This window comes from Paraclostridium sp. AKS73 (genome assembly GCF_025671395.1).
In the GTDB taxonomy this organism is placed as follows: domain Bacteria; phylum Bacillota; class Clostridia; order Peptostreptococcales; family Peptostreptococcaceae; genus Paraclostridium; species Paraclostridium benzoelyticum.
Genome location: NZ_JAIXHU010000012.1, coordinates 20,202 through 34,424, shown reverse-complemented (window position 1 = coordinate 34,424; position 14,223 = coordinate 20,202). Strand labels below are relative to the sequence as shown.

Genomic DNA, 14,223 nt, shown 5'->3' with positions numbered 1-14,223 from the left:
CAGGGGGAGGTTTTTTTATGGAAAGAAGTATATCGGTTAATAAAAGAAATTTAGTTTTTAAAAATATAGGACAAGTTAATTTTTTGGATACGAACACACTTGTTTTATGTTTGTTTGGATTTTTACTTAGTAGAGCTATGGTTGTGGATAATATAGCTCCATTGGGGGTAGCTTTTTTCTTATGTGTATCTGTTATAGATAAGTATAAACTACCTGTATTTATAGCTACTTTAGCGGGTACGGTACTATCGTTTAATCAAGTATCTAACATTATAAAATATTCAATTTGTATAATTATTATTCAAATTATTTCTAGTTATATTAAAAATATAAAATCAATAAATAAAATATCTATTATAGGAACTTTAATAATGATTCCCATATCTATTGGACAAGCTCTTATATTTGGTAGTTATGTATATAACTTAAGTATAGCTTTAGTTGAATGTATTCTAATGTTTGTAGGAACATATATTTTTTCGTATGGAGTAGCTGTAATAAACAAAAGGGCTTCAAGAACAGTTACATCTAATGAAGAAATAGTAGCTTTAACGATCATTGTGATCTTTAGCATAATGGGAATAGGAGAAGTTTCTTTACTTGGAATATCTATTAGAAATGTTTTAACAACAATGACTATACTAATATTATCTATTACAGGTGGGGCTGCACTAGGTTCATCTAGTGGAGTTATAATTGGATTAGTTTACTTCATAAATAACCTTGTATCTAGTATGTATATGGGTATTTATGCATTTGCAGGATTGATTTCAGGTGGATTTAATAAAGTTAACAAGTATTTAAGTATAGCAGGATATATAGTAGGATGGAGTTTGATTTATATTTATACATCTGGAATTGGATCTAATATTATGGAAGTTAGAGATATTTTGATAGCAAGTGTATTGGTAATACTTATTCCTGATAAGATAATAAAAGGTATAGAAAAAACTATAAAAGGTAATGGCAGTCTTAAAGATGGAATTGAAGATTATTTATCTAGAAATAGAGAAATAACAAATAATAGATTGAGGGGAATGTATAAAACGTATTCAGATTTAGCGAATACTTTTGATAGGGTAAGAGAAAAAGAAAAAATATTAGATCAAAAGGATATAGCACACATAATAGATATGGTTCATAACGATGAGTGTAAAAATTGTGGAATGAGAAGAAGATGTTGGGACTCTAAATTTAATTACACTTATACAATGCTGAATAGGATATTAGAAGAATTAGAGGATAGTGGTGAAATTTATTTAGAAAATATACCTATTGATTTTAAAAAGGATTGTATAAAACCTGAAAGTATTGTTAAGGCATCTAATTATTATTATAAAATGTTTGCATTAGATTATAGTTGGGAACAAAAATTTTCTGAAAATAGGAAATTGGTAGCAAATCAAATCAGGTATATGTCTAAATCAATAGAATGTATGGCTAAAGAATTAGATAAAGATATAACGTTTGATATGGAGATGGAAAAAAACTTGCTCGTTGAACTAGATAGAAATAATATAAGTGTAAAAAAACTTAATTATATATCTACAGACAGCAATGATTTTGAAGTTTTAATAGAAAAAGAAACTTGCAGTGACAATAAATTATGTGAAAGGAAAATAACAAATATTATATCTAATATTTTAGGAGAAGAGTTAGTGGCAAGAAAAGTTGGATGTACCTGTACAGGAGGCCAGTGTAAAATAAAACTAACTAAAAGGCAAGAATTTAAAATTGCAACGGAAGTTTCAAATATGTCAAAAGATGGATACATAATTTCTGGAGATAATTATACTTATATGGAAGTGTCAGATGGTAAATATATGCTAGCCATAAGTGACGGAATGGGTAAAGGAAGAAAAGCATATGAAGAATCATCTGTTACCATAGATATATTAGAAAATATGATGGATTCCAATATAGATGAAGAAATAATAATTGATACTATAAATAATATATTAATGCTTAAATCATCAGATGAGATGTTTTCGACATTAGATTTAGGAATTATTGATTTAAACAAGGGAGTATTAAATACTATTAAAATGGGAGCTTGCTCAACTTATATAAAAAGAAGTAGTGGAGAAATAGAACTTATATCTAGTGCTTCTTTGCCAGTAGGAATACTATCAGATATAAATATAGATAGAGATAGTCGAAAATTAAAAGATGGAGATTATATAATTATGGTTTCTGATGGAATTGTTGATGCTGGAAAGAATAAAAACTTAGGAGATAACTGGCTTATATATTTCTTAAAAGGATTAGATACAACTAATCCAAAAGAAATTTCAAATGAAATTTTAAACAGAGCACTTGATATACAAAATAATAATATTCATGATGATATGACGGTACTTGTTAGTAAAGTATTCAAGCATTAAATTTATAAATCCACAAGTTATACACAAAATGTTAATAAAATGTGGATAAAATGTGGATATATATATATGATTTAAAGCTATGAATATGTTGAAATTACAATATTCGACAAAATATGCGCGAATTTAAAAATAATTCTAACAATTTTAACTAAAAAATATTTATTTAAAAATAAATAAATATCAACAAAAAAACATAAAAAATGTTAATAACTATGTATAATATGTGGATAATTACAGTGTTAAATGTATAAATACGAAAAAATTTGTATAAAATATGTTGAAAAATTAACATTTTAAACATGTTAATATGTTGATAATTATGTGGATAATTTTTAAAATACTTATTTTCCAAAAACTGAATAATATAAATTCAAAAAGCCATCCTAATACTAATAATCTTAGTGAAAGGATGGCTTTTTATGGGGAAAAATATGTATAGAGTAATAACTATAGTCATTGCAGTTATATTATTTGCATCTATTTTATTAAAACGAGATATAAACGGAAACAGTGAAGCTTTTAGTGAAAAAGCACTTGAAATGATAAATGATACTAATAAAAAAGAACCTTCTAAAAATGATAAAAAAGAAGAAGAAAAACCAAACAAAATTTACTACTTGGGATATATCTAAATTATATAAGAGTAATAGTGATTGGAAAAAATCTAAGTAAATTTAGTAAAGAAACTAAAGAGTTAGAAAATTATGTGGGAAAAGTAACAAAATCTCAAAAACATTTACTATATGCATTAAATATAAAAGAAGAATTAGATTCAGAATTAGAAAAATTAAGTGCGTATGTATCTTTAAATAGTGATATTAACAATAAATCGTATGACTATCTAAATATGAACGAAAGTTTGAATAAAGTATATAAAGAATATAGTTTTATTTGTTCTAATTTAGAATTAGAAATTTTAAAACTATCAAATAAAGATTTTAAAGATATCATGAAAAATGAAAAAATATCAAGTAAGTATAGTATGTATTTAAATGATATCAGAAGGAACAAAAAGCATTATCTAAATTCTAAGGAAGAAGAAATGTTAAGCAATATAAGTGATATAGCTTCTTTACCTAAAGAAGTATATGACCTTTTTATGAATATGGATAAAAAATCGAACTTAAATCCATCACAATATGCATTAGCACTAGAAAGTTCTAATCGAGAAGAAAGAAAAAAAGCTTATGAAAATGAATCTCTACAGTACAATGATAATATAAATATGTTATCAGGATTATTTATAGGACAAGTTAAGAAAAATATTTTTTATTCAAATACTAGAGGTTATAAAAATTCAAGAGATATGTACATGTCAGGCGATGATATAGATCCTAAAGTTTATGATGAACTTATAAATACGGTTGATAATAATTTAGGAAGTTTGCACAAATATATACATTTAAGAAAAAAAGTATTGAACTTAGATAAAGTTTACTCATATGATATGCATGCTCCAATCATAAATCCAGTAGATGAGTATATTCCATATGATAAAGCGCAAAGTATTGTATATGCATCGTTAAATCCTTTAGGTAAAGAATATGGAGATATACTTTATAAAGCTTTTAATGAACGATGGGTGGATGTATATTCTAATCATAATAAAGTAAGTGGAGCATATTGTTTATCTGTATATGATAGTCATCCCTATGTTTTAATGAATTATAGCGGAAATTTAGATTCTGTATCTACTTTATCTCATGAATTAGGACATGCTGTGTATGGATATATGAGTTCAAAGAATCAAAATTATTTAAATTCAAAACCTAGTATTTTTACTCATGAAGTAGCATCTATAACTAATGAAGCTATGTTATATGAAATGTTAATAAAAAATACTCAAAATAAAGATGAAAAAGCTTATTATATAACTCAGTATCTAGATTTAATAAAAAATACTTTGTTTGTACAAACCATGTATGCAGAATTCGAGTACAAAGTGCATCAAAAGCTTGAAAGTGGAGAAGTTGTAAATGTATTAGTACTAAATGATATATGGGGAGAACTTTTGCAAAAATATTATGGTAAAGATTTTGGAGTAGACCAATTATCTAAGGTTGGTTGGGCAAAAATACCACATTTTTACAATAGTTTCTATGTTTATAAATATGCTACAGGATGTAGCGCCGGAATTGCATTTTCTCAAGATATAATTAAAAATGGTCCTGAAAATTATTTATCATTTCTTAAAAAAGGAGGTTCTAACTATCCGATAGAATTATTGAAAGAGAGTGGTATAAATCTTTACAGTACTAAACCTATAGAACAAACTACACAAAAATTTAATTCTTTAGTATCAGAGTTAGAAAAGCTCTTAATAAATTAAGGATAGAAGTAATTGAGAAATAGTGGTAGAATATATTAAAAAGTCCTTGTAATTTAAGGACTTTTTAAACTTTTAGTTTAGGTTAATTTATAAGTAATACATAATGTTTAAAATTGATAAGGTAATAACTTTATTTATAGGATTGTAAATATAAGGAGGTAAAACATGAAACTATTTATAGATACTGCAAATGTAGATGAAATAAAAGAAATAAACTCTTGGGGAGTTATAGAAGGTGTTACAACAAACCCTTCATTAATAGCTAAAGAAGGAAGAGTTTTTGAAAATGTAGTTAAGGAAATAACTCAAATTGTAGATGGACCAATATCTGCAGAAGTTATCTCAATGGATAGCGAAGGAATGATAAAAGAAGGCGAAGAGTTAAGTAAAATTCATGAAAATATAGTAATAAAGATACCTATGTGTGCAGAAGGATTAAAAGCTGTATCAGCTTTACATAAAAAAGGAATAAAAACTAATGTAACTTTAATATTCTCATCAAACCAAGCATTATTAGCAGCTAAAGCAGGTGCTTCTTATGTAAGTCCTTTTGTTGGTAGATTAGATGATATAGGTCAAGAAGGAATAATGTTAATAGAGGAAGTTGCAGAAATATTCAGCATACATGGTATAGACACTGAAATAATATCAGCTAGTATAAGACATCCTCAACATGTTTTAACTTCAGCTAAAGCAGGTGCTGATATATCAACTGTTCCTTACAAAGTTTTTAAACAAATGCTAGGGCATCCTATGACAGATATAGGTATAGAAAAATTCTTAAAAGACTGGGAAACTGTACCTAAGAACTAATAAAAAGGCGATAATTTTTAAATTATCGCTTTTTTTATGTATTTTTACAATTATATAACACACTAAAACCCTTATTTAACATTTATAAATGTTTACTATTTATTAAATGTGATATATAATTTGAAGAGAGATTAACGAACTAAGGGAGATGAATTTTATGGATAGAAATTTAGCATTAGAGTTAGTTAGAGTAACGGAAGCAGCAGCTTTAGTCTCATCGCAGTTTATGGGCAGAGGAGATAAAAACGGAGCTGACGGCGCAGCAGTTGAGGCCATGAGAAGAGCTTTTGAAACAGTTAAGGTCGATGGTGAAGTTGTAATAGGAGAAGGAGAGTTGGATGAGGCTCCTATGTTATATATTGGTGAAAAAGTTGGTATGGCGACAGATGATAGCATGAAAGTTGATATAGCAGTAGACCCTTTGGATGGAACTACACTAATCGCTAAAGGACTACCTAATGTTATTTCTGTAATAGCAATGGGGAAAAAAGGAAGTTTACTTAAAGCGCCTGACACTTATATGAAGAAGATAATTGTTGGACCTAAGGCAAAGGGATGTATAGATTTAAACGCAAGTGTTGAAGAAAATATAAAAAATGTAGCAAAAGCTTTAAATAAAAAGACAACAGAAATGACTATAATAGTACAAGACAGGGAAAGACATGACTATATATTTGAAGCAGCTAGAAAATTAGGGACAAGAATAAAAATGTTCGGAGATGGAGATGTAGCAGCAGGTATTGCAACTTGCTTTGAAGATACAGGAATAGATATGCTTATGGGAATTGGTGGTGGACCAGAAGGTGTTATAACAGCGGCAGCAATTAAGTGCATGGGCGGAGATATGCAAGCTCAGATTTATCCACTAAGTGAGCAAGAAAGAATTAGATGCCATGAAATGGGATTAACAGATGAAGATATATCAAAAATATTATCATTAGAGGACTTAGCTCAAGGTGATGAACTGTTCTTTGCAGCAACAGGAATAACAGATGGAGATTTATTAAAAGGTGTAGTTAGTTTAGGGAACAATAGAATAACAACAAATTCGGTTGTTATGAGAGCAAAAACAGGAACAATCAGATTTGTCGATGCAATACATTCAGTTGATAAAAATGATATATTAACGGATTTAATGGGTAAATATAGTATATAGAAGGTGAGAAAAATAAAACTATTTTGTTTGAATAGTTTTATTTTTTTATTTGTTGACCATAATGTATAAATAGTGATAGTATTAAGTTTAACTGTTTGCTATAATAATGGTAGCTTCTCATTTGCACGCCTTTAATTTCCGAATAAAATTGTAATTTAATTATGGGATAGGAGGACTTTTTTGAATACGAAAGATATGACTTTGGATAATTTAGATGACATGACTCTAGTTCAACTAAAAGAATTAGCAAAGAAATTAGAGATTAAGTCTATAAGTAAGTATAAAAAAAATGAGTTAATACAAATAATAAATGAGTATAAAAATAAGGACATGATAGATAATAATAAAGAAATCGAGAAAAAAGAAACCGAAAAAGAAATTAAAAGTAGAACAAACAAAAGTGTGAATAAGCAAGAACCTAAGGTTTATGAAAATAGAACTCAAAGATACAATCAAAATTACAACAGGAATTCATATAATGTTAAAGAAGTTGATGAAGCTAAAATTGTTGACGAGTTCAATACATCTAAAGATGATGAGGTAATGGGTGTTTTAGAAATACTACCAGATGGATTTGGATTTTTAAGAGGACCTAACTATTTATCTACAGAACACGATGTATATGTTTCACCATCGCAAATTAGAAGATTCAATATGAAAACAGGAGATAAAGTTAAAGGTATAACAAGACATCCAAAAAGTGGTGAAAAATTTAGAGCATTATTATATGTTCAAAAAATAAATGACGAACATCCTGAAACAGCTACAAAAAGAAGGTCTTTTGAAACTCTTACACCGATATACCCAGAAGAAAGACTTACATTAGAGAAGTATCAAAATGAAATATCTACAAGGTTAATAGATTTAATTTCTCCTATTGGTAAAGGGCAGAGAGGATTGATAGTAGCACCACCTAAAGCTGGTAAAACGATTCTTTTAAAAAGTGTAGCCAATAGTATAGTTAAAAATCATCCAGATGTAGAGTTAATAGTTCTTCTTATTGATGAAAGACCAGAAGAAGTTACAGATATGCAAGAATCTATAGACGCAGACGTTATTTATTCAACTTTTGATCAGGTATCAAGCCATCATGTTAAAGTTGCTGAGATGGTTCTAAATAGAGCGCAAAGATTAGTTGAACATGGAAAAGATGTTGTTATATTATTAGATAGTATTACAAGACTTGCAAGAGCGTACAACTTAAGTATATCACCAACTGGAAGAACGTTATCAGGAGGATTAGATCCTGGAGCGCTTCATGGGCCTAAAAAATTCTTTGGAGCTGCGAGAAATATTAGACAAGGCGGATCTTTAACTATTTTAGCTACAGCGTTAGTTGAAACAGGATCTAGAATGGATGATGTTATCTTTGAAGAGTTCAAAGGAACTGGAAATATGGAATTACACTTAGATAGAAAATTAGCTGAGAAGAGAGTGTTCCCTGCTGTTGATATATACAAATCAGGAACAAGAAGAGAAGATTTACTATTAACAGAAGAAGAGAAAGCTGCACTTTGGAAACTTAGAAAAGATATGAGCAGTAATTCAGTATATGAAGTAACTGATAAAGTACTAGAATTACTTAAGAGAACAAAGGATAATAATTCGTTTATAAAGTATATAAAAGAGACTTTAAACTAATTAGAAAACTCTTGTACCCTAAATAATCTTATGTTATAATGGTGTAGTTGAATAATGAAAAACGAAAAGTTAATATAATTAATTTCGAAAAGTAAGGAGAAGAGGTGACAAATATGCAAAAAGATATACAACCAAAATACCAAGAAGTTGAAGTACGTTGCGCTTGTGGAAACACATTCGTTGCTGGATCAACTAAAGACGAAATAAAAGTTGAGATATGTTCAGAATGCCATCCTTTCTATACTGGAAAGCAAAAGAATATAGAAGCTGGTGGAAGAATAGACAAGTTCAAGAAGAGATTCAAAATCGACTAATAGTAAATACGGAGTTGGCTTGCCAACTCCTATTTTATTTATATAGGAGGATTAAGTATGTATAGACCGGTAAATCATGGATATATAGAAATTGTCATAGGTCCTATGTACAGTGGTAAAAGTGAAGAATTAATAAGAAGATTAAAAAGAGCTAAGATTGCAAAACAAAACGTAGTTGTTTTTAAACCTCTTATTGATGATAGATATAGTAAAGAAGATGTAGTATCTCATAGCGGATATGCAATAAATGCTATTCCTATAAAGGATTCTTCGGAAATGGAAAAGTATATAAATGAAGATACTCAAGTAGTTGGAATAGATGAGGTTCAATTTTTTGATAATGAAGTAGTTGATATGGCTATAAAGTTAGCAGATAAAGGGATAAGAGTTATTGCAGCTGGATTAGATATGGATTTTAAAGGAGAGCCTTTTGGTCCTACGCCTAAATTGTTAGCTGTAGCTGAATTTGTAGATAAAATTCAAGCTATATGTTCAGTTTGTGGCCAACCAGCAACTAGATCTCAAAGACTTATAATGGTAAGCCAGCTAAGTATGATGAACCGATAATACAAGTTGGAGCTGTAGAAAGTTACGAAGCTAGATGTAGAAAATGTCATGTAGTTGAAAAATAAATTTACACATAACAAACACCTTTTAGGTGTTTTTTCTTTGCCTAATATAGTAATATTATATATATAGTTTAGGAGTAGAGGTGGATATATGAAAAACAACCAGTAGGTGGGCAAGCTGTAATTGAAGGGGTTATGATGCAATCTAAAAACAAGAGAGCAATAGCTGTTAGAAAAAATGATGGAGAAATTATAATTAGAAAAAGAAATATAAAAAGTTGGATATCTGATAAGAATATAGATAAGATTCCATTTTTAAGAGGTGCTTTTATATTAATAGAAACCATGATTGAAGGAATAAATAGTATGAACTTTTCATCTGAGTTTTTTTAGATGATGATGAAGAAGAGTCAGCTTTTGATAAATTCATAAATAAACTATTTAAAGATAAGGCAAATGATGTGATAATAATAATTTCCCTGATAATAGGATTGTTTTTTGCAATGTTATTATTTGTAGTAACACCCACAATGATAGGTGGATTATTTTCAAGATTTATAAATAGTGACTTAATATTGAACTTAATAGAAGGATTTACAAGAATATGCATTTTATTTATTTATATACTATTAATATCTATGAATAAAGATATTAAAAGAGTGTTTGAGTATCATGGAGCTGAGCATAAAGCTATTTATTGTTATGAAAATGATCTAGATTTAACTGTTGAAAACGCAAGGAAGTTTAAGACACAACATCCAAGATGCGGAACTAATTTTTTATTTATAGTAATGTTCACTTCAATAATACTTTTTTCTTTTTTTGGGTGGCCTAACCCAATTGTAAGAATTATTATGAGAATTGTATGTGTTCCTATAGTTGCCGGAATATCATATGAAATAATAAAATTGCTTGGGAAATATAATAACATTTTGACAAAAACTGTAGCTTATCCAGGAATGATGTTACAAAAACTTACAACTAAGGAACCAGATGATAAACAACTTGAAGTTGCATTAAAAGCATTAGATGCTGTCATAAAGTAAAAAAGGAGAAATTCTATGACAATAAGAGAAATTTTAATTAAATATATGGAGGAGTTATCAAGTATCAGTGATACTCCCAAATTAGATACAGAAATAATATTGCAGAAAGTATTAGGTGATGTTGATAGGCTGTATATTCAATTAAACTTGAATAAAAAACTTTCAGATGAACAAATGGAAGAGTTTAATAGAATGATTAAGGAAAGATTAGATGGAAGACCTATTGCATATATAGTTAACAATAGAGAATTTATGGGATTAGATTTTTTTGTAGAAGAAGGAGTTTTAATTCCTAGACCAGACACTGAACCGTTAGTTGAGGAAATAATAGAACTTACTAAGGATAAGAAAATGTTGAACATTGTTGATATTGGAACTGGATCAGGAGCTATATCTGTAAGCTTAGCAAAGTATATAGACAACTGTCATGTCTATTCACTAGATATATCCGAAAAAGCTTTGAGTATAGGTAAAAAGAATGCTATAAGTAATAAAGTTAACAGTAAAATTGATTTTATAGAATCTAATTTATTTAGTGGAATTAAAGATAAAAACATAAAGCTAGATTTAATAGTTTCTAACCCTCCATATATAAGAAAAAAGATATAGATACACTTCATACTCAAGTTAAAGATTATGAACCATATATAGCGCTTGAAGGTGGAGAGGATGGTTTAGATTTTTATAGGTCAATAACTAAAGAATCTGTTTGTTATTTAAAGGATGGAGGAATATTAGCTTTTGAAGTTGGCCATGATCAAGCTAAAGATGTGTATGATATTATGAAGGATAATGGTTACTCTAAAATATATACAAAGAAAGACTTGCAAGGAATCGATAGAGTTGTTATAGGTTATAAACTATGATATAATCAACTATTGATATTTTACAATTAAAGAGGTGAAAAGTATGCTAAACAAATTAGAAGTACTAGAAGATAAATATAAAGAACTAAGTGAAAAAATAGCGGACCCGGAAGTAATAAATGACCAAAAAGTATGGCAGAAATTTATAAAAGAACATGCTGAAGTAGAGCCAATTGTAATGAAATTTAGAGAATATAAAGATGTGATGAAAGCTATATCTGATTCTAAAACTATTTTACAAGAGGAATCAGATGAAGAACTAAGAGAATTAGCTAAAATGGAACTATCTGAAATGGAAGAAAAAGTTGAGCCTATAGAGGAAGAATTAAAAATACTATTATTACCAAAGGACCCTAATGATGATAAAAATGTTATAGTTGAAATAAGGGGTGGAGCTGGAGGAGATGAAGCAGCTCTATTTGCTGGGGACTTATTTAGAATGTACTGCAGATATGCAGAAAGAAGAAAATGGAAAATTGAGTTATTAAGTGCTAGTGATACTGGTGTTGGGGGATATAAAGAAGTATCTTTCATGATAAAAGGTAATGGAGCATACTCTGTTCTTAAATACGAATCAGGAGTTCATAGGGTTCAAAGAATACCATCTACTGAATCAGGAGGAAGAATACATACATCAACAGCAACTGTTGCAGTTTTACCAGAGGTAGAAGACGTTGAAGTAGAAATAAATCCAAATGACTTAAGAATAGATGTTTTCCGTTCTTCAGGAAATGGAGGACAAAGTGTTAACACTACAGACTCTGCAGTAAGGGTTACACATATACCTACAGGAGAAGTAGTATCTTGCCAAGATGGAAAATCTCAATTAAAGAATAAAGAACAAGCTTTAAAAATATTAAAGGCTAGATTGTATGATAAAGCAGTTGCTGAGCAACATAAAGATATAGCTGCAGAAAGAAAAAGTCAGGTTGGAACAGGGGATAGATCTGAAAGGATAAGAACTTACAACTTCCCTCAAGGAAGAGTAAGTGATCATAGAATAAACTTAACTCTATATAAATTAGATGCATTCTTAGATGGAGATTTAAATGAAATGATAGATGCATTAATAACTGTAGATCAAACTGAAAAAATGATGTCTATATAATTTTAATATAAAAAATCCCTATTTTGAATAGGGATTTTTTGCAAGCAAAAAGAGTTATTATCTAGTGTTGTAATAATAGTAATTTATATTACATAAAATTTAGAGCAAGTTAAATAATACTAGGGGGTAACAAGAATTGTTTCGAATAACATTGATTGGATTGATATCTGGAGTTATAGGGACAGGAATCGGAGGCATCATATCCACTGTTTTTAGAAAAAATATAAAAAGATATATAACTTTTTATGGGAATATCTGGAGGCGTGATGCTAGCTGTTGTGGTATTTGATCTTCTTAAAGAATCCATGAACCAAATAGGGGTTATTTATACAAGTTTGTTTGTATTTGCTGGAGCTTTACTTACTATGTTAATAAAAAATAAACTAGAAGTAGAATCGGATCTTAAATCAGGGTATTTAATATTTTTAAGTATACTTTTACATAACTTACCGGAAGGTTTAGCGATAGGATCTTCATTTATAGCAACTGAAAACCTAGGAATTACCTTAGCAATTGTAATAGGTATTCATAACATACCAGAAGGTTTAGCAATGGCGCTTAGTTTAGCTGGGAGTAAAATGAGCACGTTTAAAGTTGTATTATTAACATTAATAGCAGGGATTCCTATGGGTATAGGTAGTTTTTTTGGCGCATATTTCGCAGGTATGTGTACTTCTTTAATAGGGGGGTTCTTGGCTATAGCAGCAGGAACTATGATGTATGTAGTTTTAGAAGAAATATTTCCATCAGCAAAATCTATGTATTCTATAATAGGTTTTTTAATTGGAATTTTAGTAGTCAGCTATATATAAACTAAATATGGAGGAAGGTATACTAATGATAAATACAAAAATAAGTAAAATTGATGAATCAAATATAGATATAGAAGAAATAAGAAAGCATGCGAAATTATTATCTGAAGGAGATACAGTTATTTTTCCTACAGAAACAGTTTATGGTTTAGGTGCAAATGCTTTAGATGAAGATGCTGTAAAAAAATATATGAAGCAAAAGGACGACCTAGTGATAATCCTTTGATAGTACATATATGCGAACAAGATGAGATAAATAAATTAGCTACTGATATAAATGAAAAAGCTAAGGTGTTAATGGATGAATTTTGGCCAGGACCACTTACTATGATTTTTAAGAAAAAAGAAATAGTTCCACAAAGAACTAGTGGTGGTTTAGATACGGTAGCTATAAGAATGCCTTCGAATCCTATTGCTAGAGAAATTATAAGACAATCAGGAGTACCTATAGCTGCTCCATCAGCTAATATATCAGGTAGACCATCTCCAACAAAAGGGAAGCATGTATGCGATGAAATGAACGGAAGGGTAAATGGGATTATAGTTGCAGGAGACTGTGATTTTGGACTTGAATCTACAGTTGTAGATATGACATCTGAAAAGCCTATGATCTTAAGACCCGGAAGTGTTACTAAAGAGCAAATGGAACTTTTAATAGGAGAAGTTCTTATAGACCCATCTATTGAAGGAAAAGCAGACGTAAAAAAAGCTAAAGCACCAGGAATGAAATATACGCACTATTCACCAAATGGAGATGTTTTTATAGTAAGAGGAGAAGATTCAAAAGTAATTAATAAAATAAACTCTTTAATAGTTGAAAATGAAAAAAAAGGATTAAGATGTGGTGTTATGTGTCTTAATAAAAATAAAGAAAACTATAAAGGCGAAGTCATAGGTCTTGGAGACAATTTAGAAGAAGTTGGAAGTAACCTTTTTAATGCATTAATAGAAATGGATAAAAAAGAAATGGATATAATATATTCTGAAGCTTTTTCTAATCATGGAGTTGGTAGAGCTATAATGAATAGATTAATGAAGTCAGCTGGGTATAAAATTATAGAATTATAATAATAAAGTCCAAAAAATATATGAAATAATTATGTATAAATGATGCAAAAATATTTAAAGTTTAGTATAATATAAAATTAAGTATAAATCTATGTATACAAAAGTATTGGAGGTATT

General features: G+C 28.9%; 14 protein-coding genes and 1 pseudogene. All 15 read left to right on the top strand.

What is annotated here, in order from left to right; genetic code table 11:
- The first annotated feature begins 17 nt into the window (after window positions 1–17).
- Window positions 18–2,384, top strand: a complete 2,367-nt coding sequence (gene spoIIE, locus LEQ07_RS08675; protein ID WP_046821649.1) for a stage II sporulation protein E — start codon at window positions 18–20, stop codon at window positions 2,382–2,384.
- 419 nt (window positions 2,385–2,803) lie between these two features.
- Window positions 2,804–3,016, top strand: a complete 213-nt coding sequence (locus LEQ07_RS08670; RefSeq protein ID WP_263330265.1) for a hypothetical protein — start codon at window positions 2,804–2,806, stop codon at window positions 3,014–3,016.
- 17 nt (window positions 3,017–3,033) lie between these two features.
- A complete protein-coding gene (locus LEQ07_RS08665; protein ID WP_263330264.1) occupies window positions 3,034–4,713 on the top strand; it encodes a M3 family oligoendopeptidase in 1,680 nt (559 codons plus the stop codon).
- A gap of 165 nt (window positions 4,714–4,878) precedes the next feature.
- Window positions 4,879–5,526 (top strand): fructose-6-phosphate aldolase, encoded by a 648-nt coding sequence (gene fsa, locus LEQ07_RS08660; RefSeq protein ID WP_046821647.1) that lies wholly within the window; start codon window positions 4,879–4,881, stop codon window positions 5,524–5,526.
- Between the two features lie 157 nt (window positions 5,527–5,683).
- Window positions 5,684–6,682 carry a class II fructose-bisphosphatase gene (gene glpX / locus LEQ07_RS08655; RefSeq protein ID WP_046821646.1) on the top strand — a complete coding sequence of 333 codons (999 nt, stop codon included), beginning with the start codon at window positions 5,684–5,686 and terminating at the stop codon, window positions 6,680–6,682.
- 195 nt (window positions 6,683–6,877) lie between these two features.
- Entirely contained in the window at window positions 6,878–8,323 is a 1,446-nt protein-coding gene (gene rho, locus LEQ07_RS08650; RefSeq protein WP_263330288.1) for a transcription termination factor Rho, read from the top strand.
- Between the two features lie 113 nt (window positions 8,324–8,436).
- Window positions 8,437–8,637, top strand: coding sequence for a 50S ribosomal protein L31 (rpmE, locus tag LEQ07_RS08645; RefSeq protein ID WP_025161269.1), 201 nt, complete (start codon window positions 8,437–8,439; stop codon window positions 8,635–8,637).
- Between the two features lie 57 nt (window positions 8,638–8,694).
- The gene (locus tag LEQ07_RS08640; protein ID WP_332843037.1) at window positions 8,695–9,204 is read left to right on the top strand and encodes a thymidine kinase; all 510 of its coding nucleotides are present in this window, start codon (window positions 8,695–8,697) and stop codon (window positions 9,202–9,204) included.
- Window positions 9,205–9,401: 197 nt separating this feature from the next.
- Entirely contained in the window at window positions 9,402–9,599 is a 198-nt protein-coding gene (locus tag LEQ07_RS21135) for a hypothetical protein (RefSeq protein WP_332843036.1), read from the top strand.
- Window positions 9,600–9,667: 68 nt separating this feature from the next.
- Window positions 9,668–10,252 carry a DUF1385 domain-containing protein gene (locus LEQ07_RS08635; RefSeq protein ID WP_334307506.1) on the top strand — a complete coding sequence of 195 codons (585 nt, stop codon included), beginning with the start codon at window positions 9,668–9,670 and terminating at the stop codon, window positions 10,250–10,252.
- Between the two features lie 15 nt (window positions 10,253–10,267).
- Window positions 10,268–10,861, top strand: coding sequence for a N5-glutamine methyltransferase family protein (locus LEQ07_RS08630; protein WP_263330263.1), 594 nt, complete (start codon window positions 10,268–10,270; stop codon window positions 10,859–10,861).
- 300 nt (window positions 10,862–11,161) lie between these two features.
- Window positions 11,162–12,226 (top strand): peptide chain release factor 1, encoded by a 1,065-nt coding sequence (prfA, locus tag LEQ07_RS08625; RefSeq protein WP_046821643.1) that lies wholly within the window; start codon window positions 11,162–11,164, stop codon window positions 12,224–12,226.
- A 245-nt stretch (window positions 12,227–12,471) separates the two neighbouring features.
- The gene (locus LEQ07_RS08620) at window positions 12,472–13,038 is read left to right on the top strand and encodes a ZIP family metal transporter (protein WP_263330262.1); all 567 of its coding nucleotides are present in this window, start codon (window positions 12,472–12,474) and stop codon (window positions 13,036–13,038) included.
- A gap of 7 nt (window positions 13,039–13,045) precedes the next feature.
- A pseudogene (locus tag LEQ07_RS22980) lies at window positions 13,046–13,626 on the top strand (L-threonylcarbamoyladenylate synthase); the annotation flags it as partial.
- Entirely contained in the window at window positions 13,627–14,106 is a 480-nt protein-coding gene (locus LEQ07_RS22975; protein ID WP_442952412.1) for a Sua5 family C-terminal domain-containing protein, read from the top strand.
- Window positions 14,107–14,223 lie beyond the last annotated feature (117 nt).

What these genes read in the sequence shown, in the direction of transcription:
- spoIIE (WP_046821649.1), top strand. Translation starts at nt 18, where the DNA reads ATGGAAAGAAGTATATCGGTTAATAAAAGAAATTTAGTTTTTAAAAAT.
- LEQ07_RS08670 (WP_263330265.1), top strand. Translation starts at nt 2,804, where the DNA reads ATGGGGAAAAATATGTATAGAGTAATAACTATAGTCATTGCAGTTATA.
- fsa (WP_046821647.1), top strand. Translation starts at nt 4,879, where the DNA reads ATGAAACTATTTATAGATACTGCAAATGTAGATGAAATAAAAGAAATA.
- glpX (WP_046821646.1), top strand. Translation starts at nt 5,684, where the DNA reads ATGGATAGAAATTTAGCATTAGAGTTAGTTAGAGTAACGGAAGCAGCA.
- rho (WP_263330288.1), top strand. Translation starts at nt 6,878, where the DNA reads ATGACTTTGGATAATTTAGATGACATGACTCTAGTTCAACTAAAAGAA.
- rpmE (WP_025161269.1), top strand. Translation starts at nt 8,437, where the DNA reads ATGCAAAAAGATATACAACCAAAATACCAAGAAGTTGAAGTACGTTGC.
- LEQ07_RS08640 (WP_332843037.1), top strand. Translation starts at nt 8,695, where the DNA reads ATGTATAGACCGGTAAATCATGGATATATAGAAATTGTCATAGGTCCT.
- LEQ07_RS21135 (WP_332843036.1), top strand. Translation starts at nt 9,402, where the DNA reads ATGATGCAATCTAAAAACAAGAGAGCAATAGCTGTTAGAAAAAATGAT.
- LEQ07_RS08630 (WP_263330263.1), top strand. Translation starts at nt 10,268, where the DNA reads ATGACAATAAGAGAAATTTTAATTAAATATATGGAGGAGTTATCAAGT.
- prfA (WP_046821643.1), top strand. Translation starts at nt 11,162, where the DNA reads ATGCTAAACAAATTAGAAGTACTAGAAGATAAATATAAAGAACTAAGT.
- LEQ07_RS08620 (WP_263330262.1), top strand. Translation starts at nt 12,472, where the DNA reads ATGGGAATATCTGGAGGCGTGATGCTAGCTGTTGTGGTATTTGATCTT.
- LEQ07_RS22975 (WP_442952412.1), top strand. Translation starts at nt 13,627, where the DNA reads ATGACATCTGAAAAGCCTATGATCTTAAGACCCGGAAGTGTTACTAAA.